Below are 17321 nucleotides of genomic sequence, written 5' to 3'. Positions count from 1 at the left end.
ATCTTGCCGTCCGGACTGGTCAATGCGCGTGAAAACAGGCCGGAGGCACGGCCCTCGATGTCGAAGAAGCGAATCTGGCGGAAGTTGAACAGTTTTTCGTAAAAGCCGGTCCAGACGTCCATGCGGCCACGATGCACATTGTGGGTGAGATGATCGAGATAGAACAGCCCGGCACCTTCGGGATACGGATTGGCCTCGCCAAGCCAGTCGAACTCATGGTCGAAGCCCGAGCCCTTGGCGCCGTAGCGATCGACGAAATATAGCAGGCTACCGCCGATGCCCTTGATCGCCGGCACGTCGAGCGTCTTTTGCGCGGCGATTGCCTCGGCCGGCTCCGCGCCCAGCGACAGCGCGCGCGCATACGCCTGCTCAGCGTCGACGACGCGAAACGCCATCGACGGCGCGCAGGGGCCATGCGCCGTGACGAAATCGAAGCCATGGGTACCGGGCGCCTCGTTGACGAGGTAGTTGATGTCGCCCTGACGATAGACGGTGATGTTTTTCGTCTTGTGGCGCGCAACCGGCGCATAGCCCATCAGTTTGAACAGCGCATGCAGCTCGGCCGGATTCGGGTGCGCATATTCGACGAACTCGAACCCGTCGGTGCCCATCGGATTGTCGGCCGTGATCTTCGCCGGCGGCGCATCGTGCGGAAACGGACCCATGGTGGTCTCCCCTGGAATTGGCTGAGCTGCAGTGTCGTTCGCTTTCAATGCAAGGTGCATGCAAACGGGACCGCGATATGCAAAGATCATGCATGCTTCGCGCACAAAACAGGGTTTTGACGCATGATCCCGGTGGATGCTTTCGATCTGAAACTTCTCGCAGCGCTGCAAAACGACGGCCGGCTGACCAACCAGCAGCTCGCCGATGTCGCCGGGCTGTCGGCCTCGCAATGTTCGCGGCGGCGGATGCGGCTGGAACAGGAGAAAGTAATCACCGGCTATCACGCCGACCTGTCCGCCGAGGCGCTCGGCTTCGGCGTGATCGCCTTCATCCAGGTGACGCTGGCCACCCACTCGCCCGACAATGCGAAGAAATTCCGCGCGCTGGTGGCGCGGGTCGACGAGATCCAGGAAGCCTATTCGCTGACGGGCGACGCCGACTATGTGCTCAAGGCGGTGCTGCGCGACCTCAAGGGGCTGTCCAGCCTCGTCAACGACGTTCTGATGCCGCACCAGAGCGTGGCCCATGTGCGGTCGTCGATCGTGCTGGACCGGCTGAAGGAAACGTCAAGGCTGCCCCTGAAGGCGGTGGGGTAAGGCTCGCGTTCAAGCTGTGGTCGTCATTGCGAGGAGCCCTTGCGACGAAGATTACCCAGTCTTTCCTAGGGGCTTTCTGGATTGCCGCGTCGCTTCGCTCCTCGCAATGACGGCTTCACCGCCTGTTCGGATCGAACCGCTTCTCCAGCCCGTTCCAGCAATCCGCGTAGTCGCTTTGCAGCGTTGCTGTCGTCGCGGCGAAGTCGGTGACGCGCTGCGGATATCGGGTCTCGAACATGAAGGCCATCGTCCCGGTTAGCTTGACCGGCTTCAGTTCGCTGTTGCTGGCATGGTCGAAGGCTTCGCGGTCGGGGCCATGCGGCAGCATCATGTTGTGCAGGCTGATGCCGCCGGGCGTAAACCCCTGCGGCTTGGCGTCATAGACGCCATAGATCAGCCCCATGAATTCCGACATGATGTTCATGTGGTACCAAGGCGGCCGGAAGGTGTTTTCCGCCACCGCCCAGCGTTCCGGGAAGATGACGAAATCGATGTTCGCAGTGCCTATGGTTTCGGACGGCGAGGTCAGCACGGTGAAGATCGAAGGATCGGGATGGTCGAAGCCGATCGCGCCGACCGGCGAGAAGGTCCGCAAATCATATTTGTACGGCGCGTAGTTGCCATGCCACGCTACCACATCGATCGGCGAATGCGGTAGCCTGGTCATGAACAGCGATCCGCCCCACCTGACATAAAGCTCGGTCGGCGTGTCCCGGTCCTCATAGGCAGCGACCGGCGTCAGAAAGTCGCGGGCATTGGCGAGGCAGTTGGCACCGATCGGCCCGCGCTCGGGCAGCGTCAAGGCGCCACCGTAGTTCTCGCACAGATAACCGCGCGCGGGACCATTGATCAGTTCGACGCGGAATTTTACGCCGCGCGGGATCACCACGATCTCCGCCGGCTCGGCCTCGATGATTCCGAATTCGGTGACGAAGCGCAGGGATCCCTGCTGCGGCACGAACATCAGCTCGCCATCGGCATTGTAGAAATGCTGATCGACCATCGACGCCGTGATCAGATAGACATGCGCGGCCATGCCGGCTTGCGTACCGGCGTCGCCGGCGGTGGTCATGGTCTGCACGCCCTGCAGGAAGGTCATGGCCTCGGTCGGGATCGGCGCCGGATCCCAGCGCAGTTGCGCGATCGGCAGATCATTTTCGTGGCAAGGCGCGGTGCGCCACAGTTTCGCATCGACCTTTTCGAAGCGACCGGAATGCTTCACCGACGGCCGGATGCGGTACAGCCAGGAGCGCTCATTGCTGCCGCGTGGCGCGGTAAAGGGCGAGCCCGACAATTGCTCGGCATAGAGCCCATAGGCCGGACGCTGCGGCGAGTTACGCCCCAGAGGCAACGCGCCGGGCAACGCCTCGGTCTCGAACGAATTGCCGAACCCGGACATGTAGCCGGGAGTCACACTGGAGACGGCACGGCTGATCAGTTCGGGATTGGTATTGATATTCATGTCATCCTCCGTTTCCGACCGTGATTCCCTTCAAGCCTGGTTTCACCCCTGCAAGGCGGCCCACATCTCGCGGTCGCGCTCGGCAGTCCAGATCACGGGATCGTCGATCCCCGAGGCTTCGTCATAAGCGCGCGAGACGTTGAACGGCAAGCAGTGTTCATAGATCGCAAAGCTGGAAAATTTCGAGTCCATCACCCCGCGACAGGCCGCCATGGTGTCTTTCAGGCTAAGCCCTTTTGCCACCGCCGTCTCGGCGGCGCCATACAGCGTGGTAACGAAATCGCGGGTCATGGCGATGGCGTCGCGACCGGTGGCCAGCCCCTTCAGCGCATCGCCGCGGCCCGGCGCGATCGCCTTGGGATTGAAGTCACGAATCTCGTTCAGGGTCGAGGGCCATTCCCGCAACAGCGCGTCGCCGCAATAGCAGGCCGAATGATATTCGATCAGGTCGCCGGAAAACATCACCTGCGCGTCCGGCACCCAGGCGACGATATCACCGGAGGTGTGGCCCGCGCCGAGTTGCATCAGCCGCACCTCGCGCTTGCCGAGCCAGATCGACATCTCGCCTTCAAAGGTCAGCGTTGGCCAGGTCAGGCCGGGGATGCTTTCGGAGCCCTGGAACAGGCGTGGAAAACGACCGAATTCGGAATCCCAATCCTGCTGGCCACGCTCGGCCACGAGGCGACGGGTTTCCGAGGAAGCCACCACGGCCTGCGCCGCGAAGGCGGAAGCGCCGAGCACGCGCACCGCGTGATAATGCGACAGCACGACATATTTGATCGGCTTGTCGGTGACGGTTCGGACGCGCTCGATCACCTTGTGCGCAAGCGCCGGCGTCGCCTGGGCGTCGAACACGATGCAGCCATCGTCGCCGACGATCACGGCCGAATTCGGATCGCCTTCCGCGGTGAAGGCATAGAGGTCAGTGCCGATTTCGGAGAAGGTGATCTTTTTCTCTGCCATATCGTTGGCGGATGCGAAGCCTTTTGTCATCGGTTTATTTTCCTTGTCACTCGGTTGCTCCATCCGTCATTGCGAGGAGCCCTTGCGACGAAGCAATCCAGTCTTGCACGTGATTTTCTGGATTGCCGCGTCGCTCCGCTCCTCGCAATGATAGCCTCACGGCAATTGCCTCGCATTTTCCGGCAGCCGCCGCTTCGCCAGATCGATCGCTTCACGTAGAACCTCGGCGTCGCCGACGTGATTGGCCAGAATCAGCACCAGCGCGGCGTCGAGCGCTGCGCTCTGTTCATCGCTGGCGCCGCGATGCGCCTCGACGATCAGGCGGTAGGCTGAATCGGGATCGGCAAAATTGGATTGCGTCGATAGCGGCATGGTCAGGCGAGCCCGCTGGCACGGGCTATCGCCGCGGTGACCGCCTGCGGCGTCGGATGTCGGAATCGCGCGGCGACATAGCCGTCGGGACGTAACAGATAGGCCGATCCCGGCGCGGCGTCATAGCGGCTAGCGAACAGGCCCGCATGGTCCCGCAGCGGCGCATTTTCACCAATCCGCAAATGCGCCACGCCGGCTGGTAGCTCCGCCGACGCGCCATTGGCGGACTCCACCACGGTGAAACCTCGACCAGCGCCGCTGAACGCCTCCGTCAGATAGATCGCCTTGCCATTCGCCAAGCGCAGCGGCGCATCCGGCATATGCGCGCCGGGTCGTGGCCCACCCGCCCATGAATCCCGATCCTCCGTCGACAGCGGCGATACGTACACCGACGGCACCGAGAGCCGTCCGCCATTGATCATGCGCTTGGCAAACTCCGCCTCCTTCGCCAGCGCCAGCACCGTGGCGCGGAGTCGCTGTTCTTGCTTCGAGTGCGGCGCGATAAAATCGGTGGACCGCGTCGAGGCGTTGATGTTTTCGTCGGCGGCAAGGCCACGCTCGACGTCGTAGCTGGCAAGCAGGCCGGTCGGCGCATCGCCGCGCACAATCATCGCCAGCTTCCAGGCGAGGTTTTCCGCGTCCTCGAGCCCTGAATTGGCGCCGCGCGCGCCGAACGGCGACACCTGATGCGCGGCATCGCCAGCGAAAATCACACGCTCGTGCAGGAAACGCTGCATGCGGCGACACTGGAATTTATAGATCGAAATCCATTCGAAAGCGAAATCGTCATGGCCCAACATCCGCGCGATCCGCGGCCGCACATTGGCCGGCAAGCGTTCGACCGCGGGATCGGCGTCGGGGCTGAGTTGCAGGTCGATGCGCCAGATGTCGTCGGGCTGGCGGTGCAGCAGTGCCGATCGCCCATCGTGAAACGGCGGATCAAACCAGAACCAACGCTCGGTCGGAATCGCCTTGGCCGTCATCCTGACATCAGCAATCAAGAACTGGTCCTCGAACACCTCGCCCGCGAAATCCGCGCCGACCATCGCGCGCAGCCCGGACCGCGCGCCATCGCAGGCGACGACATAATCGGCCCGTAGCGTGTAGTCGCCTTCCGGCGTGTTAACGGTGAGTTCGGTGTGCTCATTGTGCTGGCGCAGCGCGACGACCTTGTTGCGCCAGCGAAGATCGATCCCGGGCAGTTGCAGCACCCGATCGACCAGAAAGGCTTCGGCATAATATTGCTGCAGGTTGATGAAGGCCGGCATCTTGTGGCCCACGTCGGGCAGCAGGTCGAACTGGTATAGCAATTCAGGCCCGCAAAAGATCTTGCCGACCTTCCAGACCACGCCCTTGTCGATCATACGACCGGCGACGCCGAGCCGGTCCCACAGTTCCAGCGAGCGTTTGGAGAAGCAGATTGCGCGCGATCCGTCACCGATGCGGTCGGCGTCATCGAGCAGCACCACCGCCTCACCGCGCTGCGCCAGATCGATCGCCAGCGACAGTCCTACCGGCCCCGCTCCGACCACCACCACGGCATGATGCGCGGCCTTGGCCCGATCCTGATCGGGGTGACGGCGATAGCCGAATTGCGTGGGAATTGGCCCCATGCGCGCGCTCCCTGGCGATTCGTGTCGCGTTGCCGCGCCGATCGTTTGCTTGGGGCAAACTAAACGCCTCGCGGTTGCGGCCGTCAACTCACGCCTGGGCGAAGGACCGCGACGGCGGCAGATGCAGCGCATAGGAATCGACCGTATCGCTGGCCCGGGGGTAGATCTCGCGCACCAGCGGATCATGGCCGGGAATAATGCGGTCGGGATGGCCGGCGAGACGTTCGCAAATCGCCCAGCCTTCACACATGTCGCCGACGTTGTAGACGATTGGAAATGGGCTGCGGCGTTGCAGGTTGCCGTAGAAATGCGCGGCATCCGAGGCCAGCACCACCGGACCCCGCGCGGTCATCACCCGCACCACCTGCAGACCGTCGGTGTGGCCGCCGACGCGGTGCAGCGTGATGCCGGACGCCACTTCGCCGTCGCCATTATGGAAGGTGACACGCTCATTATAGACGTGTCGTACCATCAGCGTGACGTCCTCGGCGGAAAACGGATACCGCAGAACGCCATTGCACATGCAGCGGCCGGTGGCATAGCTCATCTCGCGGTCCTGCAGATGAAACCGCGCCTGCGGAAAACGATCTAGATTGCCGGCGTGATCGTAGTGCAGATGGGTCACGATGATGTCTTTGATACTGCCGGCGCGGACGCCGAACGCCTCCAGCGCATCGACCGGGTTGATGTCGAGCCTGCGGTTGCGCGCCTGCGACGCTGCTTCATTGAAGCCGGTATCGACCAGGATGTCGCGACCGCCGCCGCGGATCAGCCACACGAAATAGTCGAGATCGGCCGCCGCGGTGTCGTGGGGATCGGGCTGCAAATAGTTCATCTGCGGCGTTCGCGGCGTCATGGTCGCGTAGCGGATCGCATAGATCTCGTAGATCCCGCCCATCGTCTCACCCCGTCTTTTGTTGTTGTCGCCAGCAAGCCATCCGCAGCGGCAAAGGTCAAACTGCGCGCGGCGTCGCTCGGGGGTCGGTCGCTAGGGCGCCTGCCGGCGCGATGAATTGTCGCGGATCGTCGGCGCGTGGCGTGCGGTTGACGGCATGGCGGAGAGGGTTTGATAATACATGATGGCTCGACTAAGGTTGCGGCGGCGCAAGCTGGAACCGGCGCCCTTGATGGACTGTCCGGTGATGAAACTCCGCTTTGCTCTGCTCGCAGTCCTGACCTGGTGCGCCGCGCCAATGGTTTCGGCCGATGCCGCCGACAGCCGTTCCGAGCGCTTCGCACTGGTGATCGGAAATGCGAAATATCCGGATGCCGAGGCGCCGCTCAGGGAGCCTCTTAACGACGCCCGTGACATGGCCGCCGAGCTAAAGCGCGATGGCTTCGATGTCGATATCGGGGAGAACCTCGGCGGCGATGCCATGCGTCGCGCGCTCGACAAGTTTTACGCCAAGCTCAAGCCGGGCTCGGTCGCGCTGGTGTTTTTCAGCGGCTACGGCGTGCAGTCCGGGCGCCAGAGCTACATGATCCCGGTCGATGCGCAGATCTGGACCGAACCCGACGTGCGCCGCGATGGCTTTGGCCTGGAAGCGGTGCTCGGCGAGCTCAACAGCCGCGGCGCCGGGGTCAAGATCGCATTGCTCGACGCCTCGCGCCGCAACCCGTTCGAACGCCGGTTTCGCAGCTTTTCCGCGGGGCTGGCGCCGGTGATCGCGCCGAGCGGCACGCTGGTGATGTATTCGGCGGCGCTCAGCTCCGTCGTCAGCGACGTCGGGACCGACCGCAGCCTGTTCGTCGGCGAATTATTGAAGGAAATTCGCGCCGCAGGCCTGAGCGCCGAAGAGACGCTGAACCGCACCCGCGTCAGCGTCACCCGCGCCTCGCGCAGCGAGCAGGTGCCGTGGATTTCATCGTCGCTTGCCGAGGATTTTTCGTTCGTCCCGGGGGGACGTCCCGTGGCCGCGGCGACGCCCGCCACGACCCCCGCGACCGAATCCGCCACGGTGGCCCCGCTATTGCCCACAAAGCCGGTTGTCACGCCGCCCGCCCCGGTTGCCGTGGCGGAAACGGCGCGCGACGAGGGTAGTATCGCGCGGGCGCTCGCCGAGGACCCCACCGTGAAGTCGCTCAACAGCAAGCTGCTCGACAACCCGGAAGATGCTGGCGCGCTGTACCGCCGCGGCCAGGTCTATGCCAGCAAGGGCGCCTATCATCTGGCGATCAAGGATTTCGACGAGACCATCCGCCTCAATCCCAAGGACGTCGAGGCCTTCAACAACCGCTGCTGGGCCCGCACCGTGGTGAACGATCTGCAGGCGGCGCTGAAGGATTGTAACGAGGCGCTGCGGTTGCGGCCGAATTTCGTCGATGCACTGGACAGCCGCGGCCTGGTCAACCTGAAGAACGGCCAGAGCAAGAACGCGATCACCGATTTCGACGCCGCGCTGAAGATCAACCCGCGCCTGACCTCGTCGCTCTATGGCCGTGGTCTAGCCAAGCAGCGTACCGGCGCCACTGCCGAAGGCGTTCTCGACATTACCAACGCCAAGGCGATGGACCCGGATATTGTGAAGGAATTCGCCGGATATGGCGTCCGGTAGGGCGGCGTAGGGCCACCGAATATCTGCCCGAGATCATGAATCTAAATCCCGCGACGGCGTGAACCCGTCGCGATCGGCACGACACTATTGGAGACCGGCCGGCTTATCCATCGATCGTCCCGGCCAGCCGTTTTAAATCAATGATGAGAGCGCTAATCGCGCAAAAAGGAGGCCGCCATGTCGACCACATCTGGAAGTCCCAACCTCCGGAGCCTTCGCGTCATTGCCCTGATTTGCGTCGCGTTCGCGGTCACCACCGGCATGGCGTCCGCCGCCGACGATGTCACCTCCGACCAGATCCTGCGCGCGCTGGCGCCGAAGAAGCCGCTGACCCGCAGTCTCTCGGTCACACCGCCCGCCGAACCTGCTGTCAACGCCGCCGAGGGAAAGTTCGTCGACGCGCTGCGCAATCGAACCACGCGGTCGCTGTCCGCCGGCGAACGTGAGCAGATCGCCGCTATTGCCGAGACCAAGCCAAGGATCGATCTCGAGATTACCTTTGATTACGACTCCGCGACGATCAGCGCCAAGGCGCAGCCGGCGGTGCAGGCGCTCGGCAAGGCGCTGAGCAGTGACGAACTCAAGGGCTCGACATTCATCCTCGCCGGGCATACCGACGCCGTCGGCGGCGAGACCTATAATCAGGACCTGTCCGAACGCCGGGCTGATGCGATCAAGCGTTATCTGACCGACAAATACGGCCTCGCCGGCGCCGACCTCGTCACCGTCGGCTATGGCAAGAACAAGCCGAAGCCCGGAACCACAGCGGCCGATCCTTCAAATCGCCGCGTCCAGGTCGTCAACATGGCGAACAAGACTACGGCGGCCCGCTAGGCGCCACACTCCCCGATGGCCGCGGCGGATGCCGCCGCGGCGGGTCGCTGTTTGTTTTGGCGATTGGTGACATCCTGTATAGATTGATGGGGCCTGCCGCCCGCCAAGATCGGACGCCTGTGGTGCCCCATAACCTTCTGGTGGATCGATCCCGCATGACGGCACTCGCCTGCTTTGCCAAGCCTCTCGTTTTTTCGGCGCTGATGGCCAGCCTCGTCACCATTGTCCCGCTCGCCCTCGCGGCAGAACCAACCCTTGGTACTGCCCCCCCGAACGGCGCCATGGTGCTGGTGGCCAAGGCAACCAATGCCTGCTTTTCCGACCTGGTGCGGGTCACCGGCTTCATCGTGCCGCGGCGGGAAGCGATGGTCAGCGTCGATAGCGAGGGATCCAAGGTCGCAGAGGTGCTGGTGCGCGAGGGCGACTCCGTCACCGAAAATCAGGAACTGGCGCGGCTGACGCCGGCCCTGTCCGGCAATGCCCGGCCCGCTCCGGTATCGTTGCGCGCGCCCGCCGCCGGCCTGATCACCGCGGTCAACACCATTGTCGGCGCCCCGGCCTCGCCGCAGGCCGGGCCATTGTTCAAGATCGCGATCGGCGGCGACATCGAACTCGATGCCGAAGTTCCCAGCATTCACATTCTCAAGCTCAATCCCGGGGCGACGGCGCGGATCAGCCGCGACGACCAGTCCGACGTCATCGGCAAGGTCCGGCTGGTGGCACCGCAGATTGACCGCGTCACTCAACTCGGCCATGTCCGGTTATCGTTCATGAGCAATCCGGGCCTCAAGATCGGCATGTTCGCGCGCGCCAGTATCGATGCCAAGCGCAGCTGCGGCGTGGCCGTCCCGCGTTCGGCGATCGACCATCTCACGGTGCAGATCGTGAAGGGCAACACGGTCGAGACCCGCAAGGTCAAGGTCGGGCTGGTGTCCAACACCTCGACGGAAATCCTTGAAGGTGTCGATGTCGGCGACCTGGTCGTCGCCGATGCGGGCACCTCTTTACACGACGGCGATCAGGTCAAGACCATCCTCGCCGATGACCTCGACCGATCGCGGGTGCGCTAATGTCCATGAATATCTCAGCCTGGTCGATTCGCCATCCGCTGCCGTCAATCGTGTTTTCGATCATCCTGCTGGTGCTGGGATGGACGAGCTTCACCCGGCTGGCCATTACCCGACTGCCAAGCGCCGACATCCCCGTCATCTCGGTCGCGGTCTCGCAATTCGGCGCGGCGCCGGCCGAGCTCGAGGCGCAGGTCACCAAGACCATTGAGGACGGCGTCTCCGGCGTCGAAGGCGTACGCCACATTGCTTCGTCGATCACCGACGGCCTGTCGGTAACCACCGTGCAGTTCGTGCTGGAAACCAATACCGACCGCGCGCTGAACGACGTCAAGGACGCCATCACCCGGGTTCGCAGCAACCTGCCGCAGAACGTCAACGAACCGCTGATCCAGCGCGTCGACGTGATCGGGCTGCCGATCGTCACTTACGCCGCGATCTCGCCCGGCAAGACGCCGGAGCAACTGTCCTGGTTCGTCGATGACGTCGTCAAACGCGCGCTGCAGGGTGTGCGCAACGTCGCCCAGGTCGAGCGCATCGGCGGCGTCGAGCGCGAAATCCTGGTATCGCTCGATCCGGACCGGCTGCAGGCCGCGGGTCTCACAGCCGTGGACGTCAGCCAGCGGCTGCGCGGCACCAATGTCGACCTCGCCGGCGGTCGCGCCGAGATCGGCCGGAACGACCAGGCGATCCGCACGCTGGCGGGTGCCAAGACGCTGAACGAGCTAGCCGGCACCATGATCAGCCTGCCGTCTGGCGGCGAGATCCGGCTCGAGGATCTCGGCGCGGTCACCGATACCATCGCCGACCGCCGCACCTTCGCGCGTTACAATGGCGAGCCGGTGGTGGCTCTCGGCATCAAGCGCTCCAAGGGCGCCTCCGACGTCGTGGTCGCCGCCGCCGTACAGAAGCGCATCGATGCGCTGAAGGTGTCCTATCCCGACGTTGACCTGAAGCTGATCGACACCTCGGTGGATTTCACCAAGGGCAATTACGACGCCGCGATGAGCACGCTGTTCGAGGGCGCGATCCTGGCGGTCATCGTCGTGTTCCTGTTCCTGCGCGATTTTCGCGCCACGGTGATCGCGGCGATCTCGCTGCCGCTATCCATCTTCCCAGCGTTCTGGGTGATGGACATGCTCGGCTTCTCGCTGAACCTGGTGAGTTTCCTGGCCATCACGCTGTCAACCGGCATCCTGGTCGATGACGCCATCGTCGAGATCGAGAACATCGTGCGCCACATGCGGATGGGTAAATCGCCCTACCGCGCGGCGCTGGAAGCCGCCGACGAGATCGGCCTCGCGGTCATCGCCATCAGCCTGACCATCATCGCGATCTTCGCGCCGGCCAGCTTCATGTCGGGCATCGCCGGGCAATTTTTCAAGCAGTTCGGCATCACCGTCTCGGTGCAGGTGTTCTTCTCGCTGCTGGCGGCGCGCTTTGTCACGCCGGTGCTGGCGGCCTATTTCCTGAAGGATCACCCACATGACGATCCGCCGCCGGGCCGCGTGCTGCGCAGCTATACGAGGCTCGTGACCCTGTCGGTGAAGCATTATTACATCACGGTGCTGTTCGGTCTCGGCATCTTCGCGCTGTCGATCTGGAGTATCCAGTTGCTGCCGCAGGGCTTCCTGCCGGCGCAGGATTCGGCGCGCTCGCTTCTGGCGATGGAGCTGCCGCCGGGTTCGCAGCTCGCCTTTACCGAAAAGACCACCGAGGAAATCGTACGGCGGCTGCGCAAGCGGCCGGAAATCCGTAGCGTATTCGTCGATGGCGGCCGCGTGCCGCCCGGGCTGCAAGAGGTGCGACGCGCGGCGCTGATCATCAACTACACTCCGAAGGGCGATCGCAAGACCAGCCAGCGCGACCTGGAGCTGGATATCGGCCGCGAACTCGAGAATGTACCTGACATCCGCTACTGGTTCCTCGACGAAAACGGCTTGCGCGCCATTTCGCTGGTAGTGACCGGCGCCGACATCAACATCGTCGGCAACGTCGCCAATGAACTGGCGACCCAGATGAAGCGAATTCCGCTGATCGCCAACGTGATCTCGGAGACCTCTCTGGATCGCCCCGAACTGCGCGTGCAGCCGCGCGCCGACCTTGCCGCCCGGCTCGGTGTTTCCACCGAAAGTCTCTCACAGACCATCCGCGTCGCCACCATCGGCGACGTCGGCCCGGCGCTGGCCAAGTTCGACGCCGGTGACCGGCTGGTACCGATCCGGGTCCAGCTCGAGGATAGCGCGCGCGCCGACTTCCAGGTGCTGGAGCAATTGCGGGTGCCGCTCGGCGGCGGCCGCGGTGGCGTGCCGCTGTCCGTGATCGCCGATATCAAGCTCGACCAGGGCCCGACCAGCATCAACCGCTACGACCGTGAACGACAGGCCACCGTTGCCGCCGATCTGGTCGGCAGCGCCGCGCTCGGCGATGCGATGAAGAAGATCTACGACCTGCCGGTCATGAAAAGCCTGCCGAAGAACGTCAACGTCAACCAGTCCGGCGACGCCGAAAGCCTCAACGAACTGTCCGACGGCTTCGCCACCGCGATCTCGGCCGGGTTGATGATGGTCTACGCGGTGCTGGTGCTGCTGTTCGGCACCTTCCTGCAGCCGATCACCATCCTGTTCTCGCTGCCGCTGTCGATCGGTGGCGCGATCATGGCGCTGCTGGTGACCGGCAAGCAACTGACCACGCCGGTGTGGATCGGCATCCTGATGCTGATGGGCATCGTTACCAAGAACGCCATCATGCTGGTGGAATTCGCGGTCGAGGCGATCCGCCAGGGCGTGCCGCGCGAAACCGCGATCATCGACGCCGGCATGAAGCGGGCGCGGCCGATCGTGATGACCACCGTCGCCATGGCCGCCGGCATGATGCCGTCGGCGCTGGCGTTCGGCGCCGGTGGCGAATTCCGCTCGCCGATGGCGCTGGCCATCATCGGTGGCCTGATCTTTTCGACGGCGCTGTCGCTATTGTTCGTGCCGGCGATGTTCATGATGATGGACGACGTCGGCGAACTGTCATGGCGCTACGGCAAGAAGCTGCTGGTCACCAGCGGCGAGGACGATCCGCCGCCCGCGCCGCCGACGGCCAACCATCCAGTGGGGCGGTCATGATGCGGCGTCTCGCCCTGCGCGGCATTTCCACGAAACTTGCGGCGCTACTGCTGACCAGCGCCCTGTCGCCGGCGATCGCCGCCGATGAACCCGCGCCGAGGGGGGCCGCGGCGGTGACGGTGCTGACCGCCGCCAAATCCTGTTTTTCGGCCGAGGTCGAAATATCCGGAATCTTGCAGCCGAAAGAGGAGATCTCGATCCGGCCCGACCGCCTCGGGCTGAAGGTCACCGACGTGCTGGTCGATGCCGGCGAGACGGTTACCGCGGGCCAAATCCTGGCACGGCTGACGTCGCCGGACGGCGGCGTCGTGCAGATCCAGGCCACGGTCGCCGGTCTGGTGAGCGCTTCCAGCGCCGTGATCGGCACCGTCGCCTCCGGCAAGGGCGAGGCCCTGTTCAGCATCATCGCCCGCAGCGAATTCGATTTCATCGGCCAGGTGCCGACCCGCGACCTGCCGAAGCTGAAGCCCGACCAGACCGTCACCATCAAGGTGATCGGCGCCGGCGAGATGGACGGCAAGGTGCGTCGCATCGCCACCACGGTGGAACCGGCCAGCCAGCTCGGCCAGGTCACCGTGTCGATCACGTCGGCGCGGCGATTGATGAGCAATGCCTATGCACGCGCGACCATCAAGACCGGCGAAAGCTGCGGCATCGCGGTGCCGCTGACGGCGATCCTGTATAGCCCCGGCGGCACCGTGGTGCAGGTGGTACGCCGGCAACGCGTCGAGACAAGGCGCATCGAGGTCGGATTGATGACCGGAGGCCGGGTGGAAATCCGCGAGGGTCTGGCCGAAGGCGATGTGGTCGTGGCACGCGCCGGCGCGCTACTGCGCGAGGGTGATCCGGTACGCCCGGTCGCGGCCAGCGCCGGTCCTAAATAATGGGGTTCGCTTGTTTAGCTGCCTGCCTTGACCGGGGTCGGCGCAACGGCACCGAACGGCACGTCGTTGATCAGCGACGACGACACCACCGGTACCTGTTCGCCATCGGAGGCGCGGGTCACCGCGACACGGGTCTTGCTGAACACCGCCTCGGCACTGGCCGGCCTGGAATCCAGATTCTTCAGCAGCTCGGTGGCCAGCAGGCTGTTTGAGCCGGTGGCGTCGTCCGCGACCTGGCCTGGCGTCGCCGATGACAGGATCAGCGCATTTTCCGGCACGTCGATTGGCGCCAGGCCGCGCGAATAGCCGCGGAAGCGGCGTTCATAGGGATTGCGGCGGGAGGCATCGATCACCACCAGCTTGGCGTGGGCGCCGCGCTCTTTCATGACATCGAGAATGGCCTCGACACTCATGCCGTCGCGGCGGACGTCATTCTCCATCCATATCGCGGCATCGACCGGGATCATGTAGCTCTGTCGACCGACCTGGACGCCAAAGCCGCCGAAATACAGCATCACCACCGAATCCGGCTTGATCTTCGCCTTGAGGCGCTCGATCGCACGGCTCATATCGTCCCGGGTAGCGTCCTCCACCACGTCGACGTCAAAACCATCGCGGCGCAACGCGCTGGTCATGGCACGGGCGTCATTGATCGGCTGCGCCAGCGGGGCGCTGGCGTCGGGATAATGACCATTGCCGATCACCAGGGCGACCCGCCCGGCCTTCTGCGCGGCCGCGTCATTCGGCAGCGTGGCAACCGACAGCGCCGCCTCGAGCGAACGCTTGTTGAGGGCCGCGTGAGCGCCGAGCGCCAACGACACCAGACCGACAAAGGCCGCGGCCATGGTGATCGAGCGACGGGAGACGCGAATCCGCAGAATGTTCATAATGATCAATCCTGTCATCGTTCGAGCACAATCAAAGGTCGTGCGAACGCCGATTTAGGTTTGAGGGGGTGCCAGCCCAATGAGCAGAAATTGTGATCGTTTTGCGGCACCGCAGCAAAGAGACCGTTAACCCGTGAGGGCCGAGGGGGCAACCGATAACGGACTCGCTTTAAGACAGGGTTACTGACCAATACAACCCCGGACAGTTACAGCCCGAGCCTCGCAAAACCCAAGATAATTGAGTTTATTCTTCTTCTTTTCATAGAGTTACGGGATTGTTGCGGGGTGATCAGCGGAGCGTCCACCGCTGGGCCCTACCGGGCATGTCGAAAGAATCCTGGCGGCGCGCCCCGTTTCGCTTCAACCGCTAATCGCGGTAGGCCGACGGGCGATGACGCCCCCAATGGTCGCGAAATTCTCGATTTGCTGACCTACTGCTCGCATCCGGCAACTCCGGGGTTGCAGCCAAGCAGGCCAGGTCATCGCGCGAAGTTGAAGCCAATTCAGTGGCGCGCGCTGGCAACTGAAACAAATTACCCGCACAGTTCGTAACACGGTCACACTGGCACAGGTCACGGTCCGCTTCATGCTGCATAAACTGGCTCTCGCCGTTCTGGCGCTGCTGCTGCCGACCCTGGCCCACGCCGCCGATGTGACCGGCGTGCCGCGCATCCGCGATGGCGACCAGATGGCCTTTGGCAGCACCCGGATCCGTCTGGCCGGCATCGACGCGCCCTCGCTCGACCAGCTCTGCCTCAACGCCACCGGCGAGCGCTGGAGCTGCGGTGTCGCCGCCCACGACGCGCTGGTGAAACATGTCGGCGACAAGGAGTGGACCTGTCATGTGCAGCGCACTGATCGCTTCGGCCGTTCGGTGGCGAAGTGCGAAGTCGGCGGCGAGGATATCTCGCAATGGCTGGTACAGAACGGCTGGGCGCTCGCCTATGTCAATTTCTCCCATGCCTATGAAGCCGACGAGAAGCCGGCCCGCGCCGCCAAGGCTGGCCTGTGGGAGGGCGCGTTCATCGCGCCGTGGGACTGGCGCGTGCGCAACAAGAAGACCACGATCCTTGGATCGGTGAAGCCGCCGGAGAATGGCCTGGCGATCCTGCTGGCCTCCGCCTCAGGTCCTGTCGCGCCGTCGCCGACCTGTACCATCAAGGGCAACGTCAACCGCGCCGGCGTCTGCATCTACCACACGCCGAGCAGCCGCTGGTACGCCAAGATCAGCATGAGAGTCAGCAAGGGAACGCGCTGGTTTTGCTCGGTCGAAGAAGCCGAAGCCGCGGGTTGCCGCGAGACGAGGCGATAAGCCATAGCGGCGTCGTTCCCGCAAACGCGAAAGCCGGACGTTGCGAGCATGTGCGTCGTCGGCCCGCGCAACGTGCTAGTGGTCTGAATTGATATTCAGAGAGCATGAAGCCTTGGCCGATCAACCTCCTGAAGCACCTACGCCCAAACGCCGGCGTGGCCGCGTTCACCGTACCCTGCGGCTGATGCTGATGCTGCTCGCGGTCTATGGTCTGGTCGCCTATCTGCTGCTGCCGACATTCTGGACCCATTACGAACACCAGAAGCGCCTTGCCGGCATGCCGATGACCACGCTGACGGCGCAGGGCATTCCCGGCGACCCCATCAATGTCGGGCTGATCGGCGACAGCAAGGAGATACTGTGCGCCATGCATGAGGCCGGCTGGTACCCCGCCGACCCCATCACCTTTCGTTCGTCGATCGACATCATCGGCAGCGTGCTGCTGGATCGCCCCTACAAGGAGGCGCCGGTGAGCCCGCTGTTTTATCTCGGCCGCCGCGAGGACCTGGCCTTCGAGAAGCCGTCCGGCCGCAGCGCCGATCATCGCCACCATGTGCGGTTCTGGAAAGTCCTGGAAAAGGGCACGGAGAACCGCCCGGTCTGGCTAGGCGACGCCACTTTCGACCGCGGCGTCGGCATCAGCAATTACACCGGCGCCGTCACCCACCATATCGCGCCCGATCTCGACGCCGAGCGCACCGTGCTGTCGTCCGATCTCGACAGCGCCGGCATGGTGGAGGCGAAATATCATGTCACCGGCATCGGCCCGACGGTAGCCGGCCGCAATGGCGGCGGCGACCTGTATTATACCGATGGCGAGGTATGGATCTTCCGGCTGGTGGAAGCCTGCCGCAAGCGCGTCGGACCGGCGATCGCGATCGCCAGTCCACCGGCGACGCAGATCAAGGACCAGATCTTCGCCGCGATCGCGGCGGCGCTGGGCAAATGAACACGCCGGCCATACGGGTCGGCGCCTTGAAATCTTCGCCGCGAC

General features: G+C 64.0%; 14 protein-coding genes and 1 pseudogene. 8 read left to right on the top strand and 7 right to left on the bottom strand.

The genetic code is table 11. The annotated features are described in order from the left end of the window. Positions 1–665: pseudogene (locus tag Q0S16_RS01045) on the bottom strand (4-hydroxyphenylpyruvate dioxygenase); the annotation flags it as partial. 123 nt (positions 666–788) lie between these two features. Here Q0S16_RS01045 and Q0S16_RS01040 point away from each other — a divergent pair. Further along, the gene (locus Q0S16_RS01040; RefSeq protein WP_295844054.1) at positions 789–1262 is read left to right on the top strand and encodes an Lrp/AsnC family transcriptional regulator; all 474 of its coding nucleotides are present in this window, start codon (positions 789–791) and stop codon (positions 1260–1262) included. Between the two features lie 115 nt (positions 1263–1377). Here the strand turns inward: Q0S16_RS01040 and hmgA are convergent, their stop codons facing one another. The 5 genes from hmgA to Q0S16_RS01015 form a co-directional block, all read right to left on the bottom strand. Beyond that, on the bottom strand, positions 1378–2724 hold the full coding sequence (hmgA, locus tag Q0S16_RS01035; protein WP_295844052.1) for a homogentisate 1,2-dioxygenase: 1347 nt from the start codon (positions 2722–2724) through the stop codon (positions 1378–1380). 42 nt (positions 2725–2766) lie between these two features. Further along, entirely contained in the window at positions 2767–3717 is a 951-nt protein-coding gene (locus Q0S16_RS01030; protein WP_295844049.1) for an MBL fold metallo-hydrolase, read from the bottom strand. 126 nt (positions 3718–3843) lie between these two features. Next, on the bottom strand, positions 3844–4059 hold the full coding sequence (locus Q0S16_RS01025; protein ID WP_295844046.1) for a DUF2783 domain-containing protein: 216 nt from the start codon (positions 4057–4059) through the stop codon (positions 3844–3846). A 2-nt stretch (positions 4060–4061) separates the two neighbouring features. Then, complete coding sequence (locus Q0S16_RS01020; protein WP_295844043.1) at positions 4062–5672, bottom strand: FAD-dependent oxidoreductase; 1611 nt, start codon at positions 5670–5672, stop codon at positions 4062–4064. 88 nt (positions 5673–5760) lie between these two features. Further along, positions 5761–6570: an N-acyl homoserine lactonase family protein gene (locus Q0S16_RS01015; protein WP_295844041.1), complete on the bottom strand. Its 810-nt coding sequence runs from the start codon at positions 6568–6570 to the stop codon at positions 5761–5763. Between the two features lie 244 nt (positions 6571–6814). Between Q0S16_RS01015 and Q0S16_RS01010 the strand changes: the two genes are divergently transcribed. The 5 genes from Q0S16_RS01010 to Q0S16_RS00990 all read left to right on the top strand — a co-directional run bounded on the left by Q0S16_RS01010 (position 6815) and on the right by Q0S16_RS00990 (position 14128). After that, on the top strand, positions 6815–8227 hold the full coding sequence (locus Q0S16_RS01010) for a caspase family protein (protein ID WP_295844038.1): 1413 nt from the start codon (positions 6815–6817) through the stop codon (positions 8225–8227). Positions 8228–8404: 177 nt separating this feature from the next. Then, positions 8405–9061: an OmpA family protein gene (locus tag Q0S16_RS01005; RefSeq protein ID WP_295844035.1), complete on the top strand. Its 657-nt coding sequence runs from the start codon at positions 8405–8407 to the stop codon at positions 9059–9061. A gap of 155 nt (positions 9062–9216) precedes the next feature. Then, on the top strand, positions 9217–10131 hold the full coding sequence (locus Q0S16_RS01000; RefSeq protein ID WP_295844033.1) for an efflux RND transporter periplasmic adaptor subunit: 915 nt from the start codon (positions 9217–9219) through the stop codon (positions 10129–10131). After that, positions 10131–13244, top strand: a complete 3114-nt coding sequence (locus Q0S16_RS00995; protein ID WP_295844031.1) for an efflux RND transporter permease subunit — start codon at positions 10131–10133, stop codon at positions 13242–13244. Before Q0S16_RS01000 ends, Q0S16_RS00995 begins: the two co-directional genes overlap by 1 nt. Then, positions 13244–14128: an efflux RND transporter periplasmic adaptor subunit gene (locus Q0S16_RS00990; protein WP_295844028.1), complete on the top strand. Its 885-nt coding sequence runs from the start codon at positions 13244–13246 to the stop codon at positions 14126–14128. The genes Q0S16_RS00995 and Q0S16_RS00990 overlap by 1 nt, the downstream gene beginning before the upstream one ends. Positions 14129–14142: 14 nt before the next feature. Here the strand turns inward: Q0S16_RS00990 and Q0S16_RS00985 are convergent, their stop codons facing one another. Beyond that, positions 14143–15015, bottom strand: coding sequence for a caspase family protein (locus Q0S16_RS00985; protein ID WP_295844026.1), 873 nt, complete (start codon positions 15013–15015; stop codon positions 14143–14145). Positions 15016–15601: 586 nt separating this feature from the next. Here Q0S16_RS00985 and Q0S16_RS00980 point away from each other — a divergent pair. Continuing rightward, positions 15602–16327 carry a thermonuclease family protein gene (locus Q0S16_RS00980; protein ID WP_295844024.1) on the top strand — a complete coding sequence of 242 codons (726 nt, stop codon included), beginning with the start codon at positions 15602–15604 and terminating at the stop codon, positions 16325–16327. A 184-nt stretch (positions 16328–16511) separates the two neighbouring features. Next, entirely contained in the window at positions 16512–17276 is a 765-nt protein-coding gene (locus tag Q0S16_RS00975; protein ID WP_295844058.1) for an LssY C-terminal domain-containing protein, read from the top strand. Positions 17277–17321: the final 45 nt, after the last annotated feature.

The sequence above is a fragment of the Tardiphaga sp. genome, assembly GCF_025356345.1.
Taxonomy (GTDB): Bacteria; Pseudomonadota; Alphaproteobacteria; order Rhizobiales; family Xanthobacteraceae; genus Tardiphaga.
Note: the sequence above shows the minus strand (reverse complement) of the source record. Positions and strands in the feature narration are given on the sequence as shown.